At 42.3% G+C, this 20,648-nt stretch carries 8 protein-coding genes; 6 read left to right on the forward strand and 2 right to left on the reverse strand.

Annotation, left to right across the window (positions count from 1 at the left end; genetic code table 11):
* The first annotated feature begins 5 nt into the window (after nucleotides 1–5).
* Nucleotides 6–14,597, forward strand: a complete 14,592-nt coding sequence (locus tag T3H97_RS06835) for a non-ribosomal peptide synthetase (protein ID WP_328802081.1) — start codon at nucleotides 6–8, stop codon at nucleotides 14,595–14,597.
* 79 nt (nucleotides 14,598–14,676) lie between these two features.
* On the opposite strand, the gene T3H97_RS06840 is transcribed toward T3H97_RS06835, so the two are convergent.
* The gene (locus T3H97_RS06840) at nucleotides 14,677–15,996 is read right to left on the reverse strand and encodes an Nramp family divalent metal transporter (protein WP_328802082.1); all 1,320 of its coding nucleotides are present in this window, start codon (nucleotides 15,994–15,996) and stop codon (nucleotides 14,677–14,679) included.
* Between the two features lie 454 nt (nucleotides 15,997–16,450).
* Here T3H97_RS06840 and T3H97_RS06845 point away from each other — a divergent pair, with 454 nt between their 5' ends.
* From T3H97_RS06845 to T3H97_RS06855, 3 genes are all read left to right on the forward strand, one after another.
* Nucleotides 16,451–16,870, forward strand: a complete 420-nt coding sequence (locus T3H97_RS06845; RefSeq protein WP_013309264.1) for an organic hydroperoxide resistance protein — start codon at nucleotides 16,451–16,453, stop codon at nucleotides 16,868–16,870.
* Between the two features lie 122 nt (nucleotides 16,871–16,992).
* Nucleotides 16,993–17,319 (forward strand): hypothetical protein, encoded by a 327-nt coding sequence (locus T3H97_RS06850; protein ID WP_025722703.1) that lies wholly within the window; start codon nucleotides 16,993–16,995, stop codon nucleotides 17,317–17,319.
* A gap of 130 nt (nucleotides 17,320–17,449) precedes the next feature.
* Entirely contained in the window at nucleotides 17,450–17,875 is a 426-nt protein-coding gene (locus T3H97_RS06855; protein ID WP_165176314.1) for a thiol-disulfide oxidoreductase DCC family protein, read from the forward strand.
* An 8-nt stretch (nucleotides 17,876–17,883) separates the two neighbouring features.
* Here T3H97_RS06855 and T3H97_RS06860 read toward each other — a convergent pair whose 3' ends face one another.
* A complete protein-coding gene (locus T3H97_RS06860; RefSeq protein ID WP_328802083.1) occupies nucleotides 17,884–18,660 on the reverse strand; it encodes a DUF3153 domain-containing protein in 777 nt (258 codons plus the stop codon).
* 236 nt (nucleotides 18,661–18,896) lie between these two features.
* On the opposite strand from T3H97_RS06860, the gene T3H97_RS06865 reads away from it, so the two are divergent.
* Together T3H97_RS06865 and T3H97_RS06870 are read left to right on the forward strand one after the other, a co-directional pair.
* A complete protein-coding gene (locus T3H97_RS06865) occupies nucleotides 18,897–19,868 on the forward strand; it encodes a metal ABC transporter solute-binding protein, Zn/Mn family (RefSeq protein WP_328802084.1) in 972 nt (323 codons plus the stop codon).
* A 14-nt stretch (nucleotides 19,869–19,882) separates the two neighbouring features.
* Nucleotides 19,883–20,647: a metal ABC transporter ATP-binding protein gene (locus T3H97_RS06870; protein ID WP_328802085.1), complete on the forward strand. Its 765-nt coding sequence runs from the start codon at nucleotides 19,883–19,885 to the stop codon at nucleotides 20,645–20,647.
* Nucleotide 20,648: the final 1 nt, after the last annotated feature.

Genomic DNA, 20,648 nt, shown 5'->3' on the forward strand with positions numbered 1-20,648 from the left:
TAGTCATGTCGTCTAAACAACTTTTACAAAAGATTTATTCGCTAACACCGATGCAAGAAGGAATTCTATACCATACATTGCGTGAAGAAAATCAGGGGAATTTTATAGTTCAGCTTTTTTTCAGTGTGGAAGGGCCTCTCTCACTAGATATTATGAATAAGAGTATGCAATTGCTTGTACAGCGACATGAAGTTTTTCGTACGCTTTTTAATGTCGATAAAGCGAAGCGACCCATTCAAATAGTCGTAGACCATTTGGAACATAAAATTGTTTTTCAGGATTTAACTGAAAAAAATCATGATTGCCAAATGGAATATATCTCTCATTATGCCGATGAAGAAAAAATGAGAGGCTTCGATGTAACTGCTGAAATGCTTGTTCGGCTTGCTGTATTCCAGACGAATCTACAACATTTTCGATTACTTCTAAGCTTTCATCATATTATTGTAGATGGTTGGAGCTTGAGCGCGATTGTACAAGAGCTTTTTGAAATATATAGTGCCTTATCTGCGCAAAGATCTCCTGATCTAAGGGAAATTCACTCTTTTCAAAATTATATCGAATGGCTTAAACATCAGGATCAAAATTCTGCAAGTTTATACTGGAACCAATATTTAGAGGGGATTGAACAGTCCACTGCTCTACCATGGCAACCCAAACAGAAAAGGGAAGGCTACTTGCAGGAACAAGTTAAGTTTACCTTCGATCGGGAAATGACTAAAAAACTTAAGGAATTGGCACTTGCCTATCGTGTAACGATGAATGCTGTTATTCAAGCAATCTGGAGTATTGTGCTAAAAAGATATAATGATACCAATGATGTGGTTTTTGGAACAGTCGTTTCAGGAAGGCATGCAGCGGTTTCCGGAATCGACCAAATGATCGGAATATTGATCAATACCAATCCAGTAAGAATAAAATTTGAACAAGATATCCATTTTGAAGATCTGTTGATACTCATCCATAAGCAAATGATTGATTCCCAAGAGCATAGTCATTATCCCCTGATGAAGATACAAGCGGCTACGCCATTGAAAGAGAATTTAATCAATCATATTGTAGTTTTTGAAAATGTGCCTTTGGAATTCAATTTATTAGACGGACAGCATGTCCGTGAGTTGAAAATTTATGATTTTGAATTAAAGGACCAAACAAACTATGATTTCAATATCATTATCATCCCCTCCGAAGAAATATCTGTATGTTTAAAGTATAATGCATTTTGCTATTCGCATGAAGATATGCAAAAGGTTGCCGGACATATTCGTGCGGTCACTACTTCCATCACTGAAAATCCACACATACTTGTTAGAAACATTTCAATTCTCACGCCAGATGAAAAAGAACGTATATTAACAGAATTCAACAACACGGACCAAGCTTTTTCTGGTCAAAAATATTTACACGAATACTTTGAAGATAGAGTTATAGCTTATCCTAATAAAACTGCCCTCATCTTGGGTGAACAAAATATGAGTTATGAAGAGGTTAACAAACGTGCCAATCAGCTAGCCAGAATACTACGACGCAAGGGGGTAGGTAGTAACCGGACCGTTGGAATAATGGTTGAAAGATCATTTGAAATGATCATAGCTATACTGGCGACTCATAAGGCTGGTGGGGCTTATATACCTATCGATCCCGCTTATCCCAAGGAGCGGGTTCGCTATATGCTACATGACAGCGTAACTAACCTTGTCTTAACAAAGACAAATTGGAAGGAATGCCTCTCAGGTTTTGAAACAGAAATCTTGCTTATGGATGTAAGTTTGTCTGATAACGAGGATGACACCAATCTAAATTGTGTTAATAAACCTGAGGATATGGCTTACATTATGTACACATCAGGTTCTACTGGCAAACCAAAAGGGGTTATAGTTCAGCATCGGTCCGTTGTCAACAATATGTTATGGATGCAACGAAAGTATTCGATCACAGAAGCAGACATTATCATGCAAAAAACAGCTTATACTTTTGATGTGTCTGTGCTTGAATTGTGCTGGTGGTATTTTCAGGGCGCTGCTACCCTATGTTTATTGGAGCCTGGAGCTGAAAAAGATCCTGAGAGCATAATCCGCACAGTTGAACAACAAAAAGTAACTGTAATCCACTTTGTTCCATCTATGTTACATGCATTTTTAGACTATTTAGAATATGGAGAGGGACATATTCAGCGTTTATTGTCTATACAAAAAGTATTTACTAGTGGTGAAGCACTGACATGCTGGCATGTTCAACGGTTTAACGATGGATGGAGAAGAGATAAAAACATTGTTTTCTCTAATCTATATGGACCGACTGAAGGCACTATACATGATTCTTATTTTGATTGCCCTTCTGATTTTGAGAGGGATTCCATACCAATCGGCAAGCCGATCGATAATATTCAAATGCATATAATAGACCAGGATGGTCAATTACAGCCAATTGGTGTAGCAGGAGAATTATGTATTTCGGGTACAGGTGTAGCAGCAGGATATGTGAATCTTCCAGAAGCAACTGAAGAGAAATTTGTAAGAGATCCATTTAGAGCGGGTCAAAAAATGTATAAAACAGGCGATTTAGCAAGATGGATGAGTGATGGGAATATTGAGTACATGGGGAGAAAAGACTTTCAAATTAAGATACGTGGATATCGAATTGAGATTGGAGAAATAGAAAACGTTCTACATCAATATCCAGGTATACAGCAGGCATTAGTCACAGTATATATGGATGCCGAAAATAATGGACATTTATGCGCATATATTATGGAGTCCCGATCTATTGATGAAGATGCCATAAAAAAATATCTTATCCAACACGTACCAGATTATATGGTGCCGTCTTGTTTTATAAAGTTAGATAGATTTCCTCTATCGCAAAGCGGAAAGATTGATCGTAGGAATTTACCAATACCGGACATCAAAGTAAAGGTATATGCTAGCTACACACCGCCAAGAAATCATATTGAAACCGTGACTTCAGAGATATGGGAAGAAGTGCTGGGGGTAGAAAAAGTGGGCATCCATGACCATTTTTTTGCACTCGGGGGAGATTCTATCAAAGCCATTCAAGTGTCGTCACGTTTACAACGTCATCATGTGCATATCGGGATCAAAGATATTTTCGCGAATCCGACGATTGCACAATTAAATCAGGTGTTAGCTATACAAACAAAAGTTGTAGATCAGAGTGTTGTTGAGGGGATCGTTCCGCTTACCCCAATTCAAAAGTGGTTTTTTGAACATCAGGGGATACAACGTCATCATTGGAATCAGTCTTTTATGTTGTATAGAAAAGAAGGTTTTGAACCTGAGACTCTTCAAGAAACGATGAATTATATTATTTATCATCATGACGCTCTGCGTATAGTGTATTCAAGCGAGCATGACTCTATTGTACAAACAAATCAGGGCATGAAAAAGTCGGCTTGGTTGCAGGTTATGGATCTATCAAGTGAACTAGATGTAAGGGAGCGTATCGCAAATTTTTCAGAAGAGATTCAAAAGAGTATGGATTTAACTACAGGTCCTCTACTGAAAGCAGGGGTATTTCAAACCATAGAAGGAGATTACCTCCTTATGGTTGTGCATCATTTGGTAATAGATGGTGTTTCTTGGAGGATATTGCTAGAAGATATCACACAGGTTTATAAACAGCTTAGTTCTGGAGAAAAGCCTTCATTACCGTATAAGACTACTTCCTATAAGAGCTGGGCTAGCACACTGGAGGAGTATGCGAATAGTCCGATATTACTTGATGAGATTCCATACTGGATGAATATAGATCAGCGGTATTTTGAGCCTCTACCTAAGGATCACACATGTCCAACCAACTTTATCAAGGATACGAGATCGATAAATATTCAACTATCCAAGCAGGACACAGACAATCTGCTTCGTCATTCCAATCAGGCTTACAATACGGAAATTAATGACTTATTGTTAGCTGCATTAGGGAGTGCATTCCGAGATTGGACACATCATACTCAGATTCTTATCGGTTTAGAGGGGCATGGGAGAGAAGACATAGTTTCTGATATTAATGTCTCCCGGACGATCGGTTGGTTTACAACGATGTATCCTGTAGTAATTGATCTTCCGCCATCTTGTTCTGTTCAGGATATTGTTCAACATGTAAAACAAACATTACGCCAAATCCCAAAAAAAGGGATCGGATATGGTCTGTTAAAATATATTACTGCTCTGGAACACAAAAAATCAATGAAGTGGAAACTCAATCCAGAAGTTTGCTTTAACTATTTAGGGGAATTTTCCCAAAGTATAGATCAGGAAGTTTTTACGCTTTCTGATATGCCTCAGGGCCAAATGCTTGATCCACAATCAGAGCGAAGTTACTCCATTGATATAACGGCAGCAGTCATGGAAGACGAGCTGAAAGTTTCTTTTATATACAATGAGTATGAGTATGATGAAGATACCCTGGCCGAAGTTGCCCTAAATTTTAAAAATCATCTCTTGGAAATTATCAATCATTGCGCAACATGTGGAACAAGAGAGGTTAGTGAAAAAATATACCCGATAGTGCTTCCCGATTTAGAACAATTAAACGCTCCTTTTGCATTAACTGATATTCAGATGGCATATTTTCTAGGTCGAAATGATGAACTTGAAATGGGCGGCGTTTCCACTCATGTATATACCGAGGTGGAGACTGACGTTGACATGGTGCGTTTTAATGAATGCTTGAATAAAGTCATTCAGAGACACCCGATGCTAAGGGCGATTATCATGCCAAGCGGCGAGCAGGTTATTCTTAAAGATGTGCCTGAGTATCAAATGGTTATAGAAGACCTTCGATTCCTGAAAAGAAGAGAACAAGAGGAACGAATTCATCTGGAGCGAAGCCGGATGTCACACCATGTGTTTGTTCCTGAACAGTGGCCGATGTTCGAATTTAAGGCTTTCCTGCTTGAGAATGATAAGTATCTATTGTGTATGGGCAGAGATTTGCTCATTGCTGATGCAGCAAGTATGGATATTATCGGTCGTGATCTGATGTATTTCTATCACAATCCAAATGCCGAATTGCCCAAATTGGACTTCAGCTTCCGCGATTATATTCTTGCTTATTTAGATTTGAAGCAATCTGAAATACATGAGCTGGATCGCAAATACTGGCTTAATAAAGTAGAAGATTTTCCATTAGCGCCTGTTCTTCCTTTACAATGTGATCCAGAACAAATAAAAACACCAAAATTCCAAAGAAAAGAGAAGATATACAATCAGCAACAGTGGATTTCTTTAAAACAGTTGGCTTTACAAAATGGAGTGACTCCATCCGCTTTGCTTGCGACTATTTATTCATATCTTCTTTCCATATGGGGCAATCAAGAGAACTTGTCCATTAATCTTACGGTCTTCAATCGTTACCCTTTTCATGAGCAGGTAGAGCATATAGTAGGTGACTTTACATCAAACCTTCTGCTTGGTATCTCATTTAAACCGGGTATGTCATTCTGGGAAAAGGCCAGGGCCGTTCAGTTTGTCTTAATTGATGCGTTGGAGCACCGCCACTATGAGGGTGTTGAGTTTATTAGAGATATTGTGAGACATCATGGGATTAGACATGGAAAGGCTGTAATTCCGTACGTTTTTACCTCTGTGCTTTCTGAAAATAACACAGAGCGCACACCTGGTCTTGAACAATTAGGAAACTTGAAAACGGGAATAACGCAAACCTCACAGGTCTATATTGATTTTCAGGCTACATTAGTAGCAGATGAATTATGGCTATTTTGGGATTATGTAGAGGAATTGTTTTCACTAGAAATGATTGAAGGCATGTTCAGACAGTTTACGCAAATCATTGATTCTCTTTTGTTAGATGCTATGCATTCTTCAAATCTGGAAATTAAAGTAGAAAATGAGGAAGCTAACCGGTTATACAATAATACGAACAAGACTATACCGTCTAGCACCTTGCACGGTTTGTTTGAGGAGCGGGCAGCACGTACTCCAGAAGCAGTGGCGTTAATGCATAAGGATGAATGCCTTACGTATGGAGAACTGCAGAAACGTTCGAATCAAATTGCCCGCTATTTGCAAGAGCAGGGGGTATGCCGTGGTGATTATGTCAGCGTATCGGCAAGCCGGAGCATTGCAACTGTTGCTAATGTCATAGGTATTTTGAAGGCTGGAGCAGCTTATGTACCGGTGGATCCAGACTATCCAGAAGAACGTCGCCACTACATCCACGAGCACAGTCAATGTAAGCTGACTGTAGGACCGGAGTTGTATGATACGGCTGACGTATCAGGATATTCTGACGAAGCACTTCCACTGAATTATCATCCGGACGATGTGGCGTACGTAATCTATACATCCGGCAGCACAGGCCGCCCCAAGGGCGTAATCACCACACACGGAGCAGCAGCCAATACAATTCAGGATATAAATCATAAATTCGGCGTCCATGAGCACGACCGGATGATAGGTTTATCCTCCATGTGTTTCGATCTGTCTGTATATGATCTGTTTGGTGCCTTGGCAGCCGGAGCGGCCTTGGTATTGATTGATGATCAGCGGGATGTGGAAGATGTGATCTACACGATAGAGCATCAAGGCATCACCGTATGGAATTCCGTACCGGCAATTATGGAAATGGTGCTCGCCAGTGCCACGGATGACTTTTACAATGATGGAATTCGAACAGTGTTGCTTAGCGGGGACTGGATACCATTACAGCTGCCTGAGAAAATCAAACGACATTGCCCACATGCAGAAGTGATTAGCCTGGGAGGAGCGACAGAAGCCTCGATTTGGTCCATCTATTATCCAATCAGGGAATGGGATGGTCAGACCACCTCGATACCTTATGGCAGACCGCTGGCGAACCAGCAGATGTATGTGCTGAATTATGAACTGAAGCCTTGCCCGGCGAATGTACAAGGGGAACTGTATATTGGCGGGATGGGGCTTGCGGCAGGTTATCTGAATGATGAACAGAAAACCCGTGAATCGTTTGTGGAACATCCAGAGCTGGGTCGATTGTACCGAACGGGAGATTATGGCATATGGCGTCCGGCAGGTTATATCGAATTTCAGGGACGGAAGGATCAGCAGGTCAAGATCCGAGGGTACCGGGTAGAGCTGGGGGAAATTGAAGGACGTCTGCTGGCACATGAATTCATCCAAAGTGCAGTGGTAATGGAACAAAGGGATCATCGCAATCACGTATTTCTATGTGCGTACTATGTTCCAGATGAGGAGGAAGTAACCCCAGAGGAGCTGCGAATATATTTACAACGGGAACTGCCGAGTTATATGGTGCCGTCGCATTATATGGAACTTGAGAAACTACCGTTGTCTCCTAATGGGAAGGTGAATCGAAGAGAGCTGCCGATCCCGGATGTGGAGCAGCAAATGGATACGAAATACGAAGAAGCACGTAATGAAACAGAGCAGAAACTGACGGAAATATGGAAAGAGGTATTGGGCGTCGAACGAATAGGAATCCATGATCATTTCTTTGAACTAGGTGGAAATTCGATTCTGATGGTGCAAATCCGAACCAGAATAAGTAGGGAAATGGGAATCGATTTGAATCTACGAGACTTCCTGCAGCATTATACTATAGCGAAGCTGTCGGAACGGATCAAGGAAGGTGTAGATACACAAGAGGCCATTGTGTATCCAGAGTTAACACCTGATCCGGAGCATATGTATGAACCATTTCCGCTAACGGATGTGCAGATGGCTTATCTGATGGGACGCGAAGACCATTTTGAAATGGGCGGAGTATCGACTCATGGATATACGGAAATTAAAACTGACTTTGATATAGACCGGCTTAATTTTGCATTACAACAGGTTATTCAATATCAGCCCATGATGCGCGCAGTCGTATTTCCTACCGGGGAGCAGGTTATTCTGGAGAACGTACCGGAATATCGAATAACAGTGCTTGACCTTACCCATATGAGTTCATCTGAGCAGCAAGAACGGATAGTGTCAGAAAGAGAGCGAATGTCTCATTATGTATTTCCAACAGACCAGTGGCCGCTCTTTGAATATAAAGCTTTTAAATTATCTGAAGGAATTCATTATTTGTTTATCAGCTACGACATGTTGATTACGGATGGAGCAAGTATTCAACTGATAGGCAAGCTGCTGGTTAAATTCTATCATGAGCCCAATTGGATGCCATCACAGTTGCAGAGCACATTTCGGGACTACATTCTGGCATTGCAGCATTTTAAAAATTCGGAAACCTATAAGAAGGACAAACTATATTGGTTGAATAAATTGGAGGATTTCCCTGCAGCTCCAGAGCTTCCTTTGAAAACAGAGCCTTCCGGTGTGACTGAGCCTCGTTTTCGTCGTCTGGAGCAAGAGATTGATAGAGAAACCTGGGAGAGAATTAAAAAGCAGGCGTATAAGTACAATATAACGCCTACAGCGGCTCTTCTTGCCGCTTATGCAGAAGTGGTGGCCTTTTGGAGTAATCAGCCTCATTTAGCTGTAAGTTTGACTGTTTTCAACAGACTGCCGTTTCATCAAGATGTGAACGACATGGTTGGAGATTTTACTTCTGTAATCCTTATAGAAATTGATTTTAGATCTGAAAAGGGATATTGGGAGAGAGCAAAACAGATCCAAGAACGTCTTTTAGAATCACTTGAACATCGGCATTATGATGGAATTGAGTTGATACGAGAAATATCCAAATATCATAATTATGGTAATCGTGCTGTTATGCCTATTGTTTTTACAAGCATGCTGCTGGGGACCAAAGAAAGAGGTGAAGTTAGTTGGTATGAATTGGGAGAAATACAAATGGGTGCTGGGCAGACATCTCAAGTGTATTTGGACCACCAACTTTTTGAAGATAACGGTTCGTTAAGACTCGTTTGGGACTACGTTGAGCAACTATTTGATGAAAATGTAATTCGTACAATGTTCAAGCAATATATAGATGCATTAACTCTGCATACTAATTGCATCAAAATTACTGAACAAGAAATGAAATTGCTGGAAAGCTACAATAATACAGAGAAACCGATACCATACAGCACCTTGCACAGGTTGTTCGAGGAGCAGGCAGGGCGTAGTCCAGAAGCAGTGGCGCTAATGTATAAGAATGAAAGCCTCACGTATGGAGAACTGCAGAAACGTTCGAATCAAATTGCCCGCTATTTGCAAGAGCAGGGAGTATGCCGTGGTGATTATGTCAGCGTATTGGCAAGCCGGAGCATTGCAACTGTTTCTAATGTCATAGGTATTTTGAAGGCTGGAGCAGCTTATGTACCGGTGGATCCAGACTATCCAGAAGAACGTCGCCACTACATCCACGAGCACAGTCAATGTAAGCTGACTGTAGGACCGGAGTTGTATGATACGGCTGACGTATCAGGATATTCTGACGAAGCACTTCCACTGAATTATCATCCGGACGATGTGGCGTACGTAATCTATACATCCGGCAGCACAGGCCGCCCCAAGGGCGTAATCACCACACACGGAGCAGCAGCCAATACAATTCAGGATATAAATCATAAATTCGGCGTCCATGAGCACGACCGGATGATAGGTTTATCCTCCATGTGTTTCGATCTGTCTGTATATGATCTGTTTGGTGCCTTGGCAGCCGGAGCGGCCTTGGTATTGATTGATGATCAGCGGGATGTGGAAGATGTAATCTACACGATAGAGCATCAAGGCATCACCGTATGGAATTCCGTACCGGCAATTATGGAAATGGTGCTCGCCAGTGCCACGGATGACTTTTACAATGATGGAATTCGAACAGTGTTGCTTAGCGGGGACTGGATACCATTACAGCTGCCTGAGAAAATCAAACGACATTGCCCACATGCAGAAGTGATTAGCCTGGGAGGAGCGACAGAAGCCTCGATTTGGTCCATCTATTATCCAATCAGGGAATGGGATGGTCAGACCACCTCGATACCTTATGGCAGACCGCTGGCGAACCAGCAGATGTATGTGCTGAATTATGAACTGAAGCCTTGCCCGGCGAATGTACAAGGGGAACTGTATATTGGCGGGATGGGGCTTGCGGTAGGTTATCTGAATGATGAACAGAAAACCCGTGAATCGTTTGTGGAACATCCAGAGCTGGGTCGATTGTACCGAACGGGAGATTATGGCATATGGCGTCCGGCAGGTTATATCGAATTTCAGGGACGGAAGGATCAGCAGGTCAAGATCCGAGGGTACCGGGTAGAGCTGGGGGAAATTGAAGGACGTCTGCTGGCACATGAATTCATCCAAAGTGCAGTGGTAATGGAACAAAGGGATCATCGCAATCACGTATTTCTATGTGCGTACTATGTTCCAGATGAGGAGGAAGTAACCCCAGAGGAGCTGCGAATATATTTACAACGGGAACTGCCGAGTTATATGGTGCCGTCGCATTATATGGAACTTGAGAAACTACCGTTGTCTCCTAATGGGAAGGTGAATCGAAGAGAGCTGCCGATCCCGGATGTGGAGCAGCAAATGGATACGAAATACGAAGAAGCACGTAATGAAACAGAGCAGAAACTGACGGAAATATGGAAAGAGGTATTGGGCGTCGAACGAATAGGAATCCATGATCATTTCTTTGAACTAGGTGGAAATTCGATTCTGATGGTACAAATCCGAACCAGAATAAGCAGGGAAATGGGAATCGATTTGAATCTACGAGACTTCCTGCAGCATTATACTATAGCGAAGCTGTCGGAACGGATCAAGGAAGGTGTAGATACACAAGAGGCCATCGTGTATCCGGAGTTAATACCTGATCCGGAACATATGTATGAACCGTTTCCGTTAACGGATGTGCAGATGGCTTATCTGATGGGACGCGAGGACCATTTTGAAATGGGCGGAGTGTCGACACATGTATATATTGAGTTGGAAACTTCATTGGATATGGATCGGTTTAATCGAGCACTGCAAAAAGTTATTGAACGTCATGCTATGTTGCGAACGATTATCCTGCCGAGCGGACAACAACAAATATTAGATTATGTTCCGGAATATCATATTGAGGTTATCCCGATACAGGATCTCTCCAAGGAAGCCCAGGAAAAGAAAATACTGATGGAAAGAGAGCGCATGTCTCACTACATTTTCAAGACCGATCAGTGGCCTCTATTTGAGTATAAGGCTTATCAATGTTCTGCAGAAAGGTTTTACCTTTTTATCGGTTATGACATGTTAATAACGGATGGGGCAAGCTTTCAATTCATTCATCAGGAAATTATGAAATTTTATCATGATCCAGATTTAGATTTGGAAGGTGTGGACATTACTTTCAGAGACTACATGATGGCTTATACGGGTTTCAAATCCTCGGAAATATATAAAAGGGATCGGCAATATTGGACGGATAAACTGGAATGTTTTCCTGATCCTCCTGCTTTACCGTATGTTTCCTCACCGAGCCTGATTGTACAACCGCGATTCAAAAGGGTAACCAAACATTGCAATAGGGAGCTTTACGAAAAGCTAAAGCAAGTTTCACAAAAAAATCACGTGACACCAACTGCAGTGCTGTGTACTGTATTTGCCAAAGTGTTGTCATACTGGAGTAATCAATCCCAATTGGCGCTCAATTGTACTATTTTTAATCGTTATCCATTTCATAAAGATGTATATAAGATGATAGGGGACTTTACATCCGTTATGTTACTTGACATCACGCTTGAAGGAGGGAAATCTTTCTGGGAACAGACTGAATCCGTGCAAAACGTGTTGATGGAGGCGCTCGAACATAGGCACTACGACGGAATTCAATTCATCAGGGAAATAATACGTCAACGTGGTGCTGAAACTCATAAGGCAGCGATGCCCATTGTATTCACAAGCATGTTACTGGATACAGGGAAAGGTACTGATGATTCTGTTTATTATATGGGTGATGTAAAAACAGCGGTTTCTCAAACCTCTCAAGTTTTTTTAGATTATCAGGTCCTGGAAGTAGATGGTGGACTCACGATCACATGGGATTATGTTGAACAACTGTTTGATTCAGAATTCATTAAAACGATGTTTGACCAGTACTGTATGCTGCTGGAATTTTCCTTAAGCTCAGATGCCGGAAATCGTTTTCCTTGGGGACATGAAAATCATCTTCTGATCTCAGCCTTTAATCATACTTGTGAAGAAATTCCAAGGACTACACTCCATTCCTTGTTTGAACAGCAGGTCGTTCGCTGGCCAGAGGCAATTGCAGTGATTTATAAAAATAGCCATATCACTTATCAGGAATTAAATGAACGCTCGAATAGGGTGGCTCGCTATTTACAGGAATATGGCGTATGCCGTGGTGATTTTATTAGTGTATTAGCCAATCGGAGTATTGAAACCATTGTGAATATTATAGGTATATTGAAGGCCGGAGCGGCTTATGTACCGATTGATCCTGATTATCCGGAGGAACGTCGTGAATATATTAGGGATCACAGTGGTTGTAAATTAATGTTGGAACCGGATCTATACGTTAAGAAAGAATTAGCCGTTTATTCTGGTGAAGCTCTTCAGGTCGAACATGATCCTGATGATGTAGCCTATGTGATTTATACTTCAGGCAGTACAGGCCAGCCTAAAGGAGTCATTGTTACACATGGGGCGGTAGCGAACACGGTGCAGGATATAAATCGTAAATTCAATGTGAATGAGCAGGACCGTATTATTGGATTATCATCCATGTGTTTCGATTTATCGGTTTATGATCTATTTGGAGCGTTAGCGGTTGGAGCGGCTTTAGTGCTTATTGATGATCAACGTAATATTACAGAAGTCGCCAAGACACTGGAGGAACATAAAATTACAATTTGGAACTCCGTGCCAGCTATAATGGACTTGATGTTGAATCATGTGCTGGGAGAAGAAGAGGAAAGCGGCTATTACTGGGATAGTAAGTATCGCTCGTCTGGAGCACGTAAGAAAAACACTTCTTTGCGTTTGGTCATTCTTAGTGGAGATTGGATACCTCTCAGTCTACCGGATAAAATTCGCAGACAATATTTTCACGCGAATGTAGTAAGTATGGGTGGGGCAACAGAGGCTTCTATTTGGTCCATTTATTATCCTGTATATGAAGTCCATGAAGATTGGGCCTCCATACCTTACGGAATGCCACTAGCCAACCAAACTTATTATGTATTGAATTATGATCAGGAACTTTGTCCAGTAGGTGTAAAAGGTGAGCTATACATTGGAGGTGTTGGCCTAGCGAAAGGTTATCTGCATGAAGAAGAAAAAACGGCATTTTCATTCTTTAATCATCCGAATTTTGGCAGATTGTATCGCACTGGAGACCAGGGAATCCTGAATTCAAAAGGATATATTGAATTTTTGGGACGTAACGATCAGCAAGTAAAAATCCGTGGTTATCGTGTAGAGCTTGGCGAAATTGAAAATCAAATTCTTCAAATTATTGGAGTAAAAGAAGCAGTGGTCTTGTATACTCCTGATTCAAAAGGAAATAAAGTACTGTGTGCGTATATTGTGGCCCAACCAAGTTTGAGCATTCAGGATATTAAAGAAGGTATTAGTCGTGCATTGCCAAATTACATGGTGCCCACCCATTTTATTTGTCTTGAACAAATTCCTTTAACACCTAATGGAAAATTAGACCGAAAAGCACTGCCAGAGCCATCAGCTAAAACAATATTTCAAAAGAAATATGAAGCTCCAGTGACGGAGATGGAGTGCCTTATGGTACGAATCTGGGAAGAGATTTTGGAGTATAGTTCCATTAGCGTGGACGATTCTTTATTTGAATTAGGGGTGGATTCGACAAGTGTAATTAAATTTGTGGCGAGACTAACTACAGGGAACGGAATAGAACTTCCAATTCGACAAATTTTTGTGACACCGACTATTCGAGAATTGGCATCCCTAGTTTCTTCATCTGAGACACAGATTAGTGACCTTTCTAACGAAAGAATGTTGTTTAATCCACAGGGAGAAAGAGACCGAAACATATTTTGCTTCCCTCCTGTAGTTGCATTAGGGGTTGTATATCAAAGGCTTGCGGAATTCCTTGGTTCCTATCGATTGTATAGTTTTAATTTTCTTGAGATTGAACAGGACCGTCTCATAGCAGAATATATCCGCCTTATAAAAGAAGTTCAGCCTGAGGGGCCTTACGTATTTCTGGGGATTTCAGCAGGAGGAAATTTGGCTTTTGAGATTACAAAGGCCCTTGAAAAACAGGGAGATAAGGTCGGCCAGCTCATTTTATTGGACTCATTTTACATTACAGAAATAAATTCAGAGCGGCTTACAACGGAAGAGAGTCGTAAATATGCGAAAGAAACAGTAGACCTTATGTTGAAAAAATACCCACAATTACAAAGTGAAGGAGAATTTTTTTATCTCCATGTTGGAGAGAAGATACAGAGATACTATGCTTATCTGGATAATTTAATGAATTCCGGACAAGTTGCGGCTCATATTCATGTTATTAAATCTCTTCAGAGTCAAAGTAAACATATCCGTGGAGATATCCGAATGTGGGAGCATTCTACAATTGGGGAGTATTCCATTTGTGATGGGTATGGGGATCATGAAAGCATGCTTGATGCTACATTTGTTGAACAGAATGCAGAGTTGATTCTAAGCATATTGGAGAAATAAATAATAATAAAAAGAGGTATTCCATGGCTATTTCGGCCTGTGGAATACCTCTTTTTAATGGTTGTATCCAAACGGTCTGTCAACCTGATATCGTTTGTACAATGAGCACTACATTCAAGATAATGATGATAGCGGTCACGATCCAGGTTAGTACTTTTTGCCACATTTTATTCGCAAATTCACCCATAATCTTTTTGTCGCTGGTAAAGAGCAGTAATGGAATGATGGCAAAGGGAAGCTGGATGGACAGGATGACCTGGCTCAACACAAGCAGTTCCTCTGCACCTTTTTCACCTGCGATAGCAGTGACGATGACCGCTGGAATGATCGCGATGAGGCGGGTCACCAGACGACGCAACCAAGGTGAAAGACGAAGATTCAAAAAGCCCTCCATCACGATTTGCCCGGCTAAAGTGCCTGTTACGGTTGAATTTTGCCCTGAGGCGAGTAAGGCTACCCCAAATAGTATGCTCGCCAGTGTGGTTCCCAGTAGTGGCGAAAGCAGATAATAGGCATCACTAATTTCGGCTACATCTGTTCTTCCTGCTGTATGGAATACAGCAGCAGCCACGATCAAGATGGCGGCATTAATAAATAATGCGAACATCAGCGCTATACTGGAGTCCCAAGTTGCAAATGTAATAGCTTCCCGTTTACCTGCTGAAGTCTGCTCAAATTTGCGAGTTTGTACAATAGAAGAATGCAGATACAGGTTATGCGGCATTACGGTAGCACCCATAATACCGATAGCAATATATAGCATGCTTGGATTCGTCAAAATTTGCGAGTCTGGTACAAAGCCACCCAATACGCCGCCCCATTCCGGTTGTGCCAAAATGAGATTAATGCCAAAACAGCCGGCAATCGTCGCCATCAGTACAATGACGAGGGTTTCCAATGCCCGAAAGCCTTTGTTTTGCAGCAGTAAAATGAGCATAACATCAAATGCGGTAATGATAACTCCGTATAGTAACGGTAGACCAAACAGCAACTTCAGCGCAATGGCAGAACCGATGACCTCGGCTAAATCCATGGCTGCAATGGCAATTTCGCATAAAAGCCATAAGCCGATCGCGACAGGACGACTGTAGGCATCCCGGCACATTTGAGCCAAATCTTTACCTGTAGCAATACCGAGCTTGCCAGATAAGGCTTGCAGCAGAATAGCCATCAGGTTGGAGATTAGAATGACACTAAGTAGTGTGTAGCCGAATTTTGATCCGCCAGCGATGTCTGTGGCCCAGTTGCCGGGGTCCATATAGCCGACTGCGACCATATAGCCGGGTCCAGCAAAGGCAAGAAACTTCCGAAACCAGGTCCCGTCTTTCGGGACGCTCAAGGAACGATTCACTTCTGATAGTGAAGCGATTTCCGCGAAGTTGCCCTTTGAATTTTTCATACGCTTCACCTTCTTTGTTCATATTGAAATATATTATTAGTGACATAGCGATTGCGTTATCCCTATTGTACACCCACAATAGTTTTTGTCTAGTGCAACTTTTGTGTGGTCAAGCAAAATCATCGTATTTTTGAAGCAATTGACCATCTTAATTAAAACTAAACAATGGAAAAAACCAAGCTATATTGCTCTCAAGGGGCAGCTTGGTTGTTTTGGATTTTCTAAATGCAGGCGGCCCATCAAGTTAGGGTTAGGGGCTTATAACATATAGTGTAAACACAAAAGAGGTGGAACTAAACGGTAAATAATACGGTAAATAAACGGGTTATCATCCCTTTTTAAATGATTCATTTTGCGTGGCTCGTTTAAAGTACATACGAGAAGGAAATCATGTATTAACATGACGAGGATTCCTGCGGAATGCCAATAAGATGGAAGAAGGAGAGATGAAATCATGGAAGCATTATACACAGCATCGGCAACGGTACATGGTGGAAGAGACGGTTCAGTCGCTTCATCCGATGGAGTTTTGAAGCATAAGCTCAGCACGCCGAAGGAACTGGGTGGCGCAGGTGGAGAAGCTACGAATCCGGAGCAATTGTTTGCGGCAGGTTATGGTGCCTGCTATGAGAGCGCATTGGCTAATGTGGCCCGAAAGGCTAAGGTGAAGGTGGACAATGTTGAGGTTACCAGCCACGTATCTATCGGCAAGGACCCAAGCGATGGCGGCTTCCAGCTGGCGGTACGTCTGGATGTGAAAATACCCGGTATTGAACGCGCCCAGGCCGAAGATCTGGCACGCCAAGCGCATGATTTTTGTCCGTATTCCAAAGCAACACGTGGTAACATTGATGTCGAGCTTAATGTCATTTAACTGCATTTCTATAACTTTTACACTCTGCCGCCGATTTATCGGTGGCTTTTGCACATAGATCTTGATTCGCTGAGATTTGCGACCATTTGACATCATCGCCAAAATTCATTAAGATGGCTTAGGTGATTCTGGTCATCAGGTACGAAACAAATTTGAAAAATACGGGTGATATGATGTCTTACAGACCGAATATTGTTAATTTCACGCTGGCTGGCAGCAACGAAAAAGAAGGGCTTTATGAGTTTAAAATGAGTTTGGCCGATGGAACGGAGTGCCGCGTTTTTTCTCAACGTAATCCGGAGTGGACCTTGACGAATATTAGTCGACTGCTAACGACGCCTTGCCCGGTATGCCATAAGGATTTTATCTGCAAGTGTATGGATAAGTTTCATGAGGAGTTTTTAGAGCAAATTAATACGAAACAGCTGTTTGAGAAAGCATTGAGCTAGTTTTCGAACAGGTAAAGACTATACATTTCTAAACAAGCGTCGGATACTTTCGGCGTTTTTTTGTTTATATTCATATGGTTGCGTTGCTGGTATTCATGCCGTTGATTTTCTGTGGAGGTGAAATGCATTTATGAACCAGTCTGATCATGCTCGTTCAGATCATTCCATTGTGTTGGTGGATGGGGTATGCCACTTTTGTCAGGGAGCGGCCCGCTTTATTATCAAGCGTGACCCTAAGGGAACATTTCATTTTGGTTCCCTGCAATCCGAGGCAGGACAAGAACTTTTACGTGCAGGAGGACTATCTACAGATCAACTGGATACGTTCGTGCTGATTGAAGACGGTACGTATTATACAAGGTCAACCGCAGCTTTGCGAATTGCCAAACGTCTTCGTTTTCCATACCCGCTGGCCTATATGTTCATCCTGGTTCCCCGCTTTGTGCGCAATGCAGTCTATAACTGGGTGGCGCGTAACCGATATCGTTGGTTTGGCAAGGATGAAGAGGATCAATGTCAGATCCCCCCACCAGAAATTAGACAACGATTTTTTTAGTTGCTTTTTTAAGTTTCTTTTTTGGAGCGATGTCTACGAATTAGTAAGATCACAGCGATCACGATCAGTATCAGGCTCGTAACAGCTACATACACGATATGTCGTACATTGGGTACGTTAACAGACAATTTTAGCTCGTTAGATTCCAATGGAGCAATGTCCCAATACAGTGTTTTTCCGTCTTCCGACACACGGTCCGCATTATTGGTAGCAGGTTGGATGGGTAAGGATAGGCTGAAATTAAGATCCAGCTGCCGCTCCAGTAATTTGCGCGCAAACACATTCATTTGCTCAAATTTGTCACTCAGTCCTTGAGCTTCTTCAGGAAGCATCCGTGGTAGATCGAGCTTCATGGTAAGATCAATATTCGTTGTGAAAAAATGTTGACTCACAGCGCGCTTTATTTCTAATCCCTCAGGTAGATTTAATTCCTGACTGGGATTTTTTTTGTTTGTGCTCCAATCTCCTTGATAATGTCCCTTGATTTGATATCCCTTTCTTCCCTGTTCAGCTAGCGGCTGTACATCTACATTGTTGCTTTGAATACGCTTGACTAATCGATCTAGCAGCCCGGGATTGTCCAACATCATCAGTGTCTGGTTGTTTACACTGAACGTTGCATCCATATCTACACTTTGATCGAGATGAACCTCTACATGGATGTCACCTCGAGCACAGGAAGTTAGGACAAGCAGACAGCACACCAGTATAAAAATAAGCAGTATTTTTCGTATCCGAACTTGCCGACATTTGTTCCGATAAGGGCTGTATCCTGTTGGCTCCATGACCTGCACCTCTTTATATGTATTCTTTGGTTTAACGACTGGATATCTTCTATATATTACACATTGGGAGAACGAAAATCGAACGGTATAACGAAATACATAAGAATTATATTTTATAAAATGTTTCCCTAGGTAAAAACTTTAGTGTATACTCTAAAATATAGTATTGATAAAAAATAATTGACTAAAGGAAATAGTTTGTCCCAAAACGAATATTCAAAGGAGGATTTTAAAACATGAACAAGCAGTTTAAGAAGGCTTTGCCGCGATGGGTAGCGACGGTTGGAGTATTGTCTCTAGCTCTGGTTCTAGCGACTGCATGTACCGATGCTAAGAAGAAGGAGCAGGGAACTGCGAGAGAGGCGGGACAAAAAATAAAGGCTACGGCTACCATCGGTATGATCTCTGACATTGTCGGCAAGGTCGGCGGTAATCATGTGAAGGTCACAGGAATTATGAAGTCAGGCGTTGACCCGCATTTGTACAAGGCTTCTCAGGGAGATATGCGCAAGCTGGATCAGGCCGACGTTATTTTTTATAACGGGTTGCATCTGGAAGGTAAAATGCAGGACATTCTGGAGAAAATCAGCAAGCAAAAACCCGTCATACCCGTGTCCAAAAATATCACTCAGGATCAGTTGCGTGCAGGTAGCCCGGAAATGGGATCTGAGCATGATCCACATATTTGGTTTAACGTACAGAATTGGATGTCTGCGGTAGAAACCGTCAGAGATGAATTATCGGCGCTAGACGCTGTTCATGCGGAGGAATATAAGGCCAACGCAGAAGCCTATCTTACTGAGCTGCGAGAGCTAGATGATTACACGAGAGAGCAGATTTCCAGTATACCGGAAGCCCAGCGCGTGCTTATCACAGCACATGATGCTTTCGGCTATTTCGGAGATGCCTACCACATTCAAGTGAGAGGACTTCAAGGTATGAGCACAGAGTCAGAAGCGGGTTCTCAAGATGTGACCAAGCTGCGAGATTATTTGGTGGAGCATAAAATCAAGGCTATATTCGTAGAATCTAGTGTTCCGAGAAAGGCCATAGATGCGGTTATTCAGGGGGCCGCTCAGCAAGGTCATACAATTGAGGTTGGTGGCGAGCTGTATTCGGATGCCATGGGTGAAGAGGGCACAGAAAATGGAACATATATCGGAATGGTCAAGCATAACGTCAATACGATTGTTAAAGCTCTTAAATAAGGAGGCAGAGATACATGGGGCATTCACCACTTGTCATTCGTGATTTATCGGTAGCTTATCAAAAAAAGCCCGTTTTGTTCGATGTTTCCTTTGAGGTGCCGGAAGGCAAGCTGATTGGTATTATCGGCCCGAACGGGGCTGGGAAATCTACACTGATCAAGGCAACGCTTGGATTGATTCCAAAGCTTAGGGGCGAGGTGCTAGTTTACGGCAAGCCCTATAAGCAACAGCTGCTCAAGGTTGGCTATGTACCGCAGCGGGAGTCGGTGGACTGGGATTTTCCGACGAATGCGCTGGATGTGGTTATGATGGGACGGTATGGCAGATTGGGCTGGTTTAAGCGTCCGGGAGCAGCAGATCGTCAGGCTGCAATGGAGAGTTTGGACAAAGTTGGAATGAGCCAATATGCAGACAGACAGATTAGTCAATTGTCTGGCGGCCAGCAACAACGTGTTTTTTTAGCCAGAGCACTCGCGCAGGACGCTCAGCTTTATTTTATGGATGAACCGTTCGTCGGTGTGGACGCTGCAACAGAAAAAGCCATTATTTCATTGCTCAACGATTTGAAACAGCAGGGTAAAACCGTGCTTGTCGTTCATCATGATTTATCTACAGTCACGGATTATTTTGATCAGGTTATGCTGTTGAACGGGCATCTTATGGCGTTTGGAGAGACGACAGATATTTTTACCGAGGAAAATCTGCAGCGTACGTATGGCGGGCGTCTGAGTATACTCAAAACAGGCCCGGATTCCGGCACGATACTCGGAGTGAGGTGAG

It is taken from the genome of Paenibacillus sp. LX16 (assembly GCF_036252815.1).
Lineage (GTDB): Bacteria > Bacillota > Bacilli > Paenibacillales > Paenibacillaceae > Paenibacillus > Paenibacillus polymyxa_B.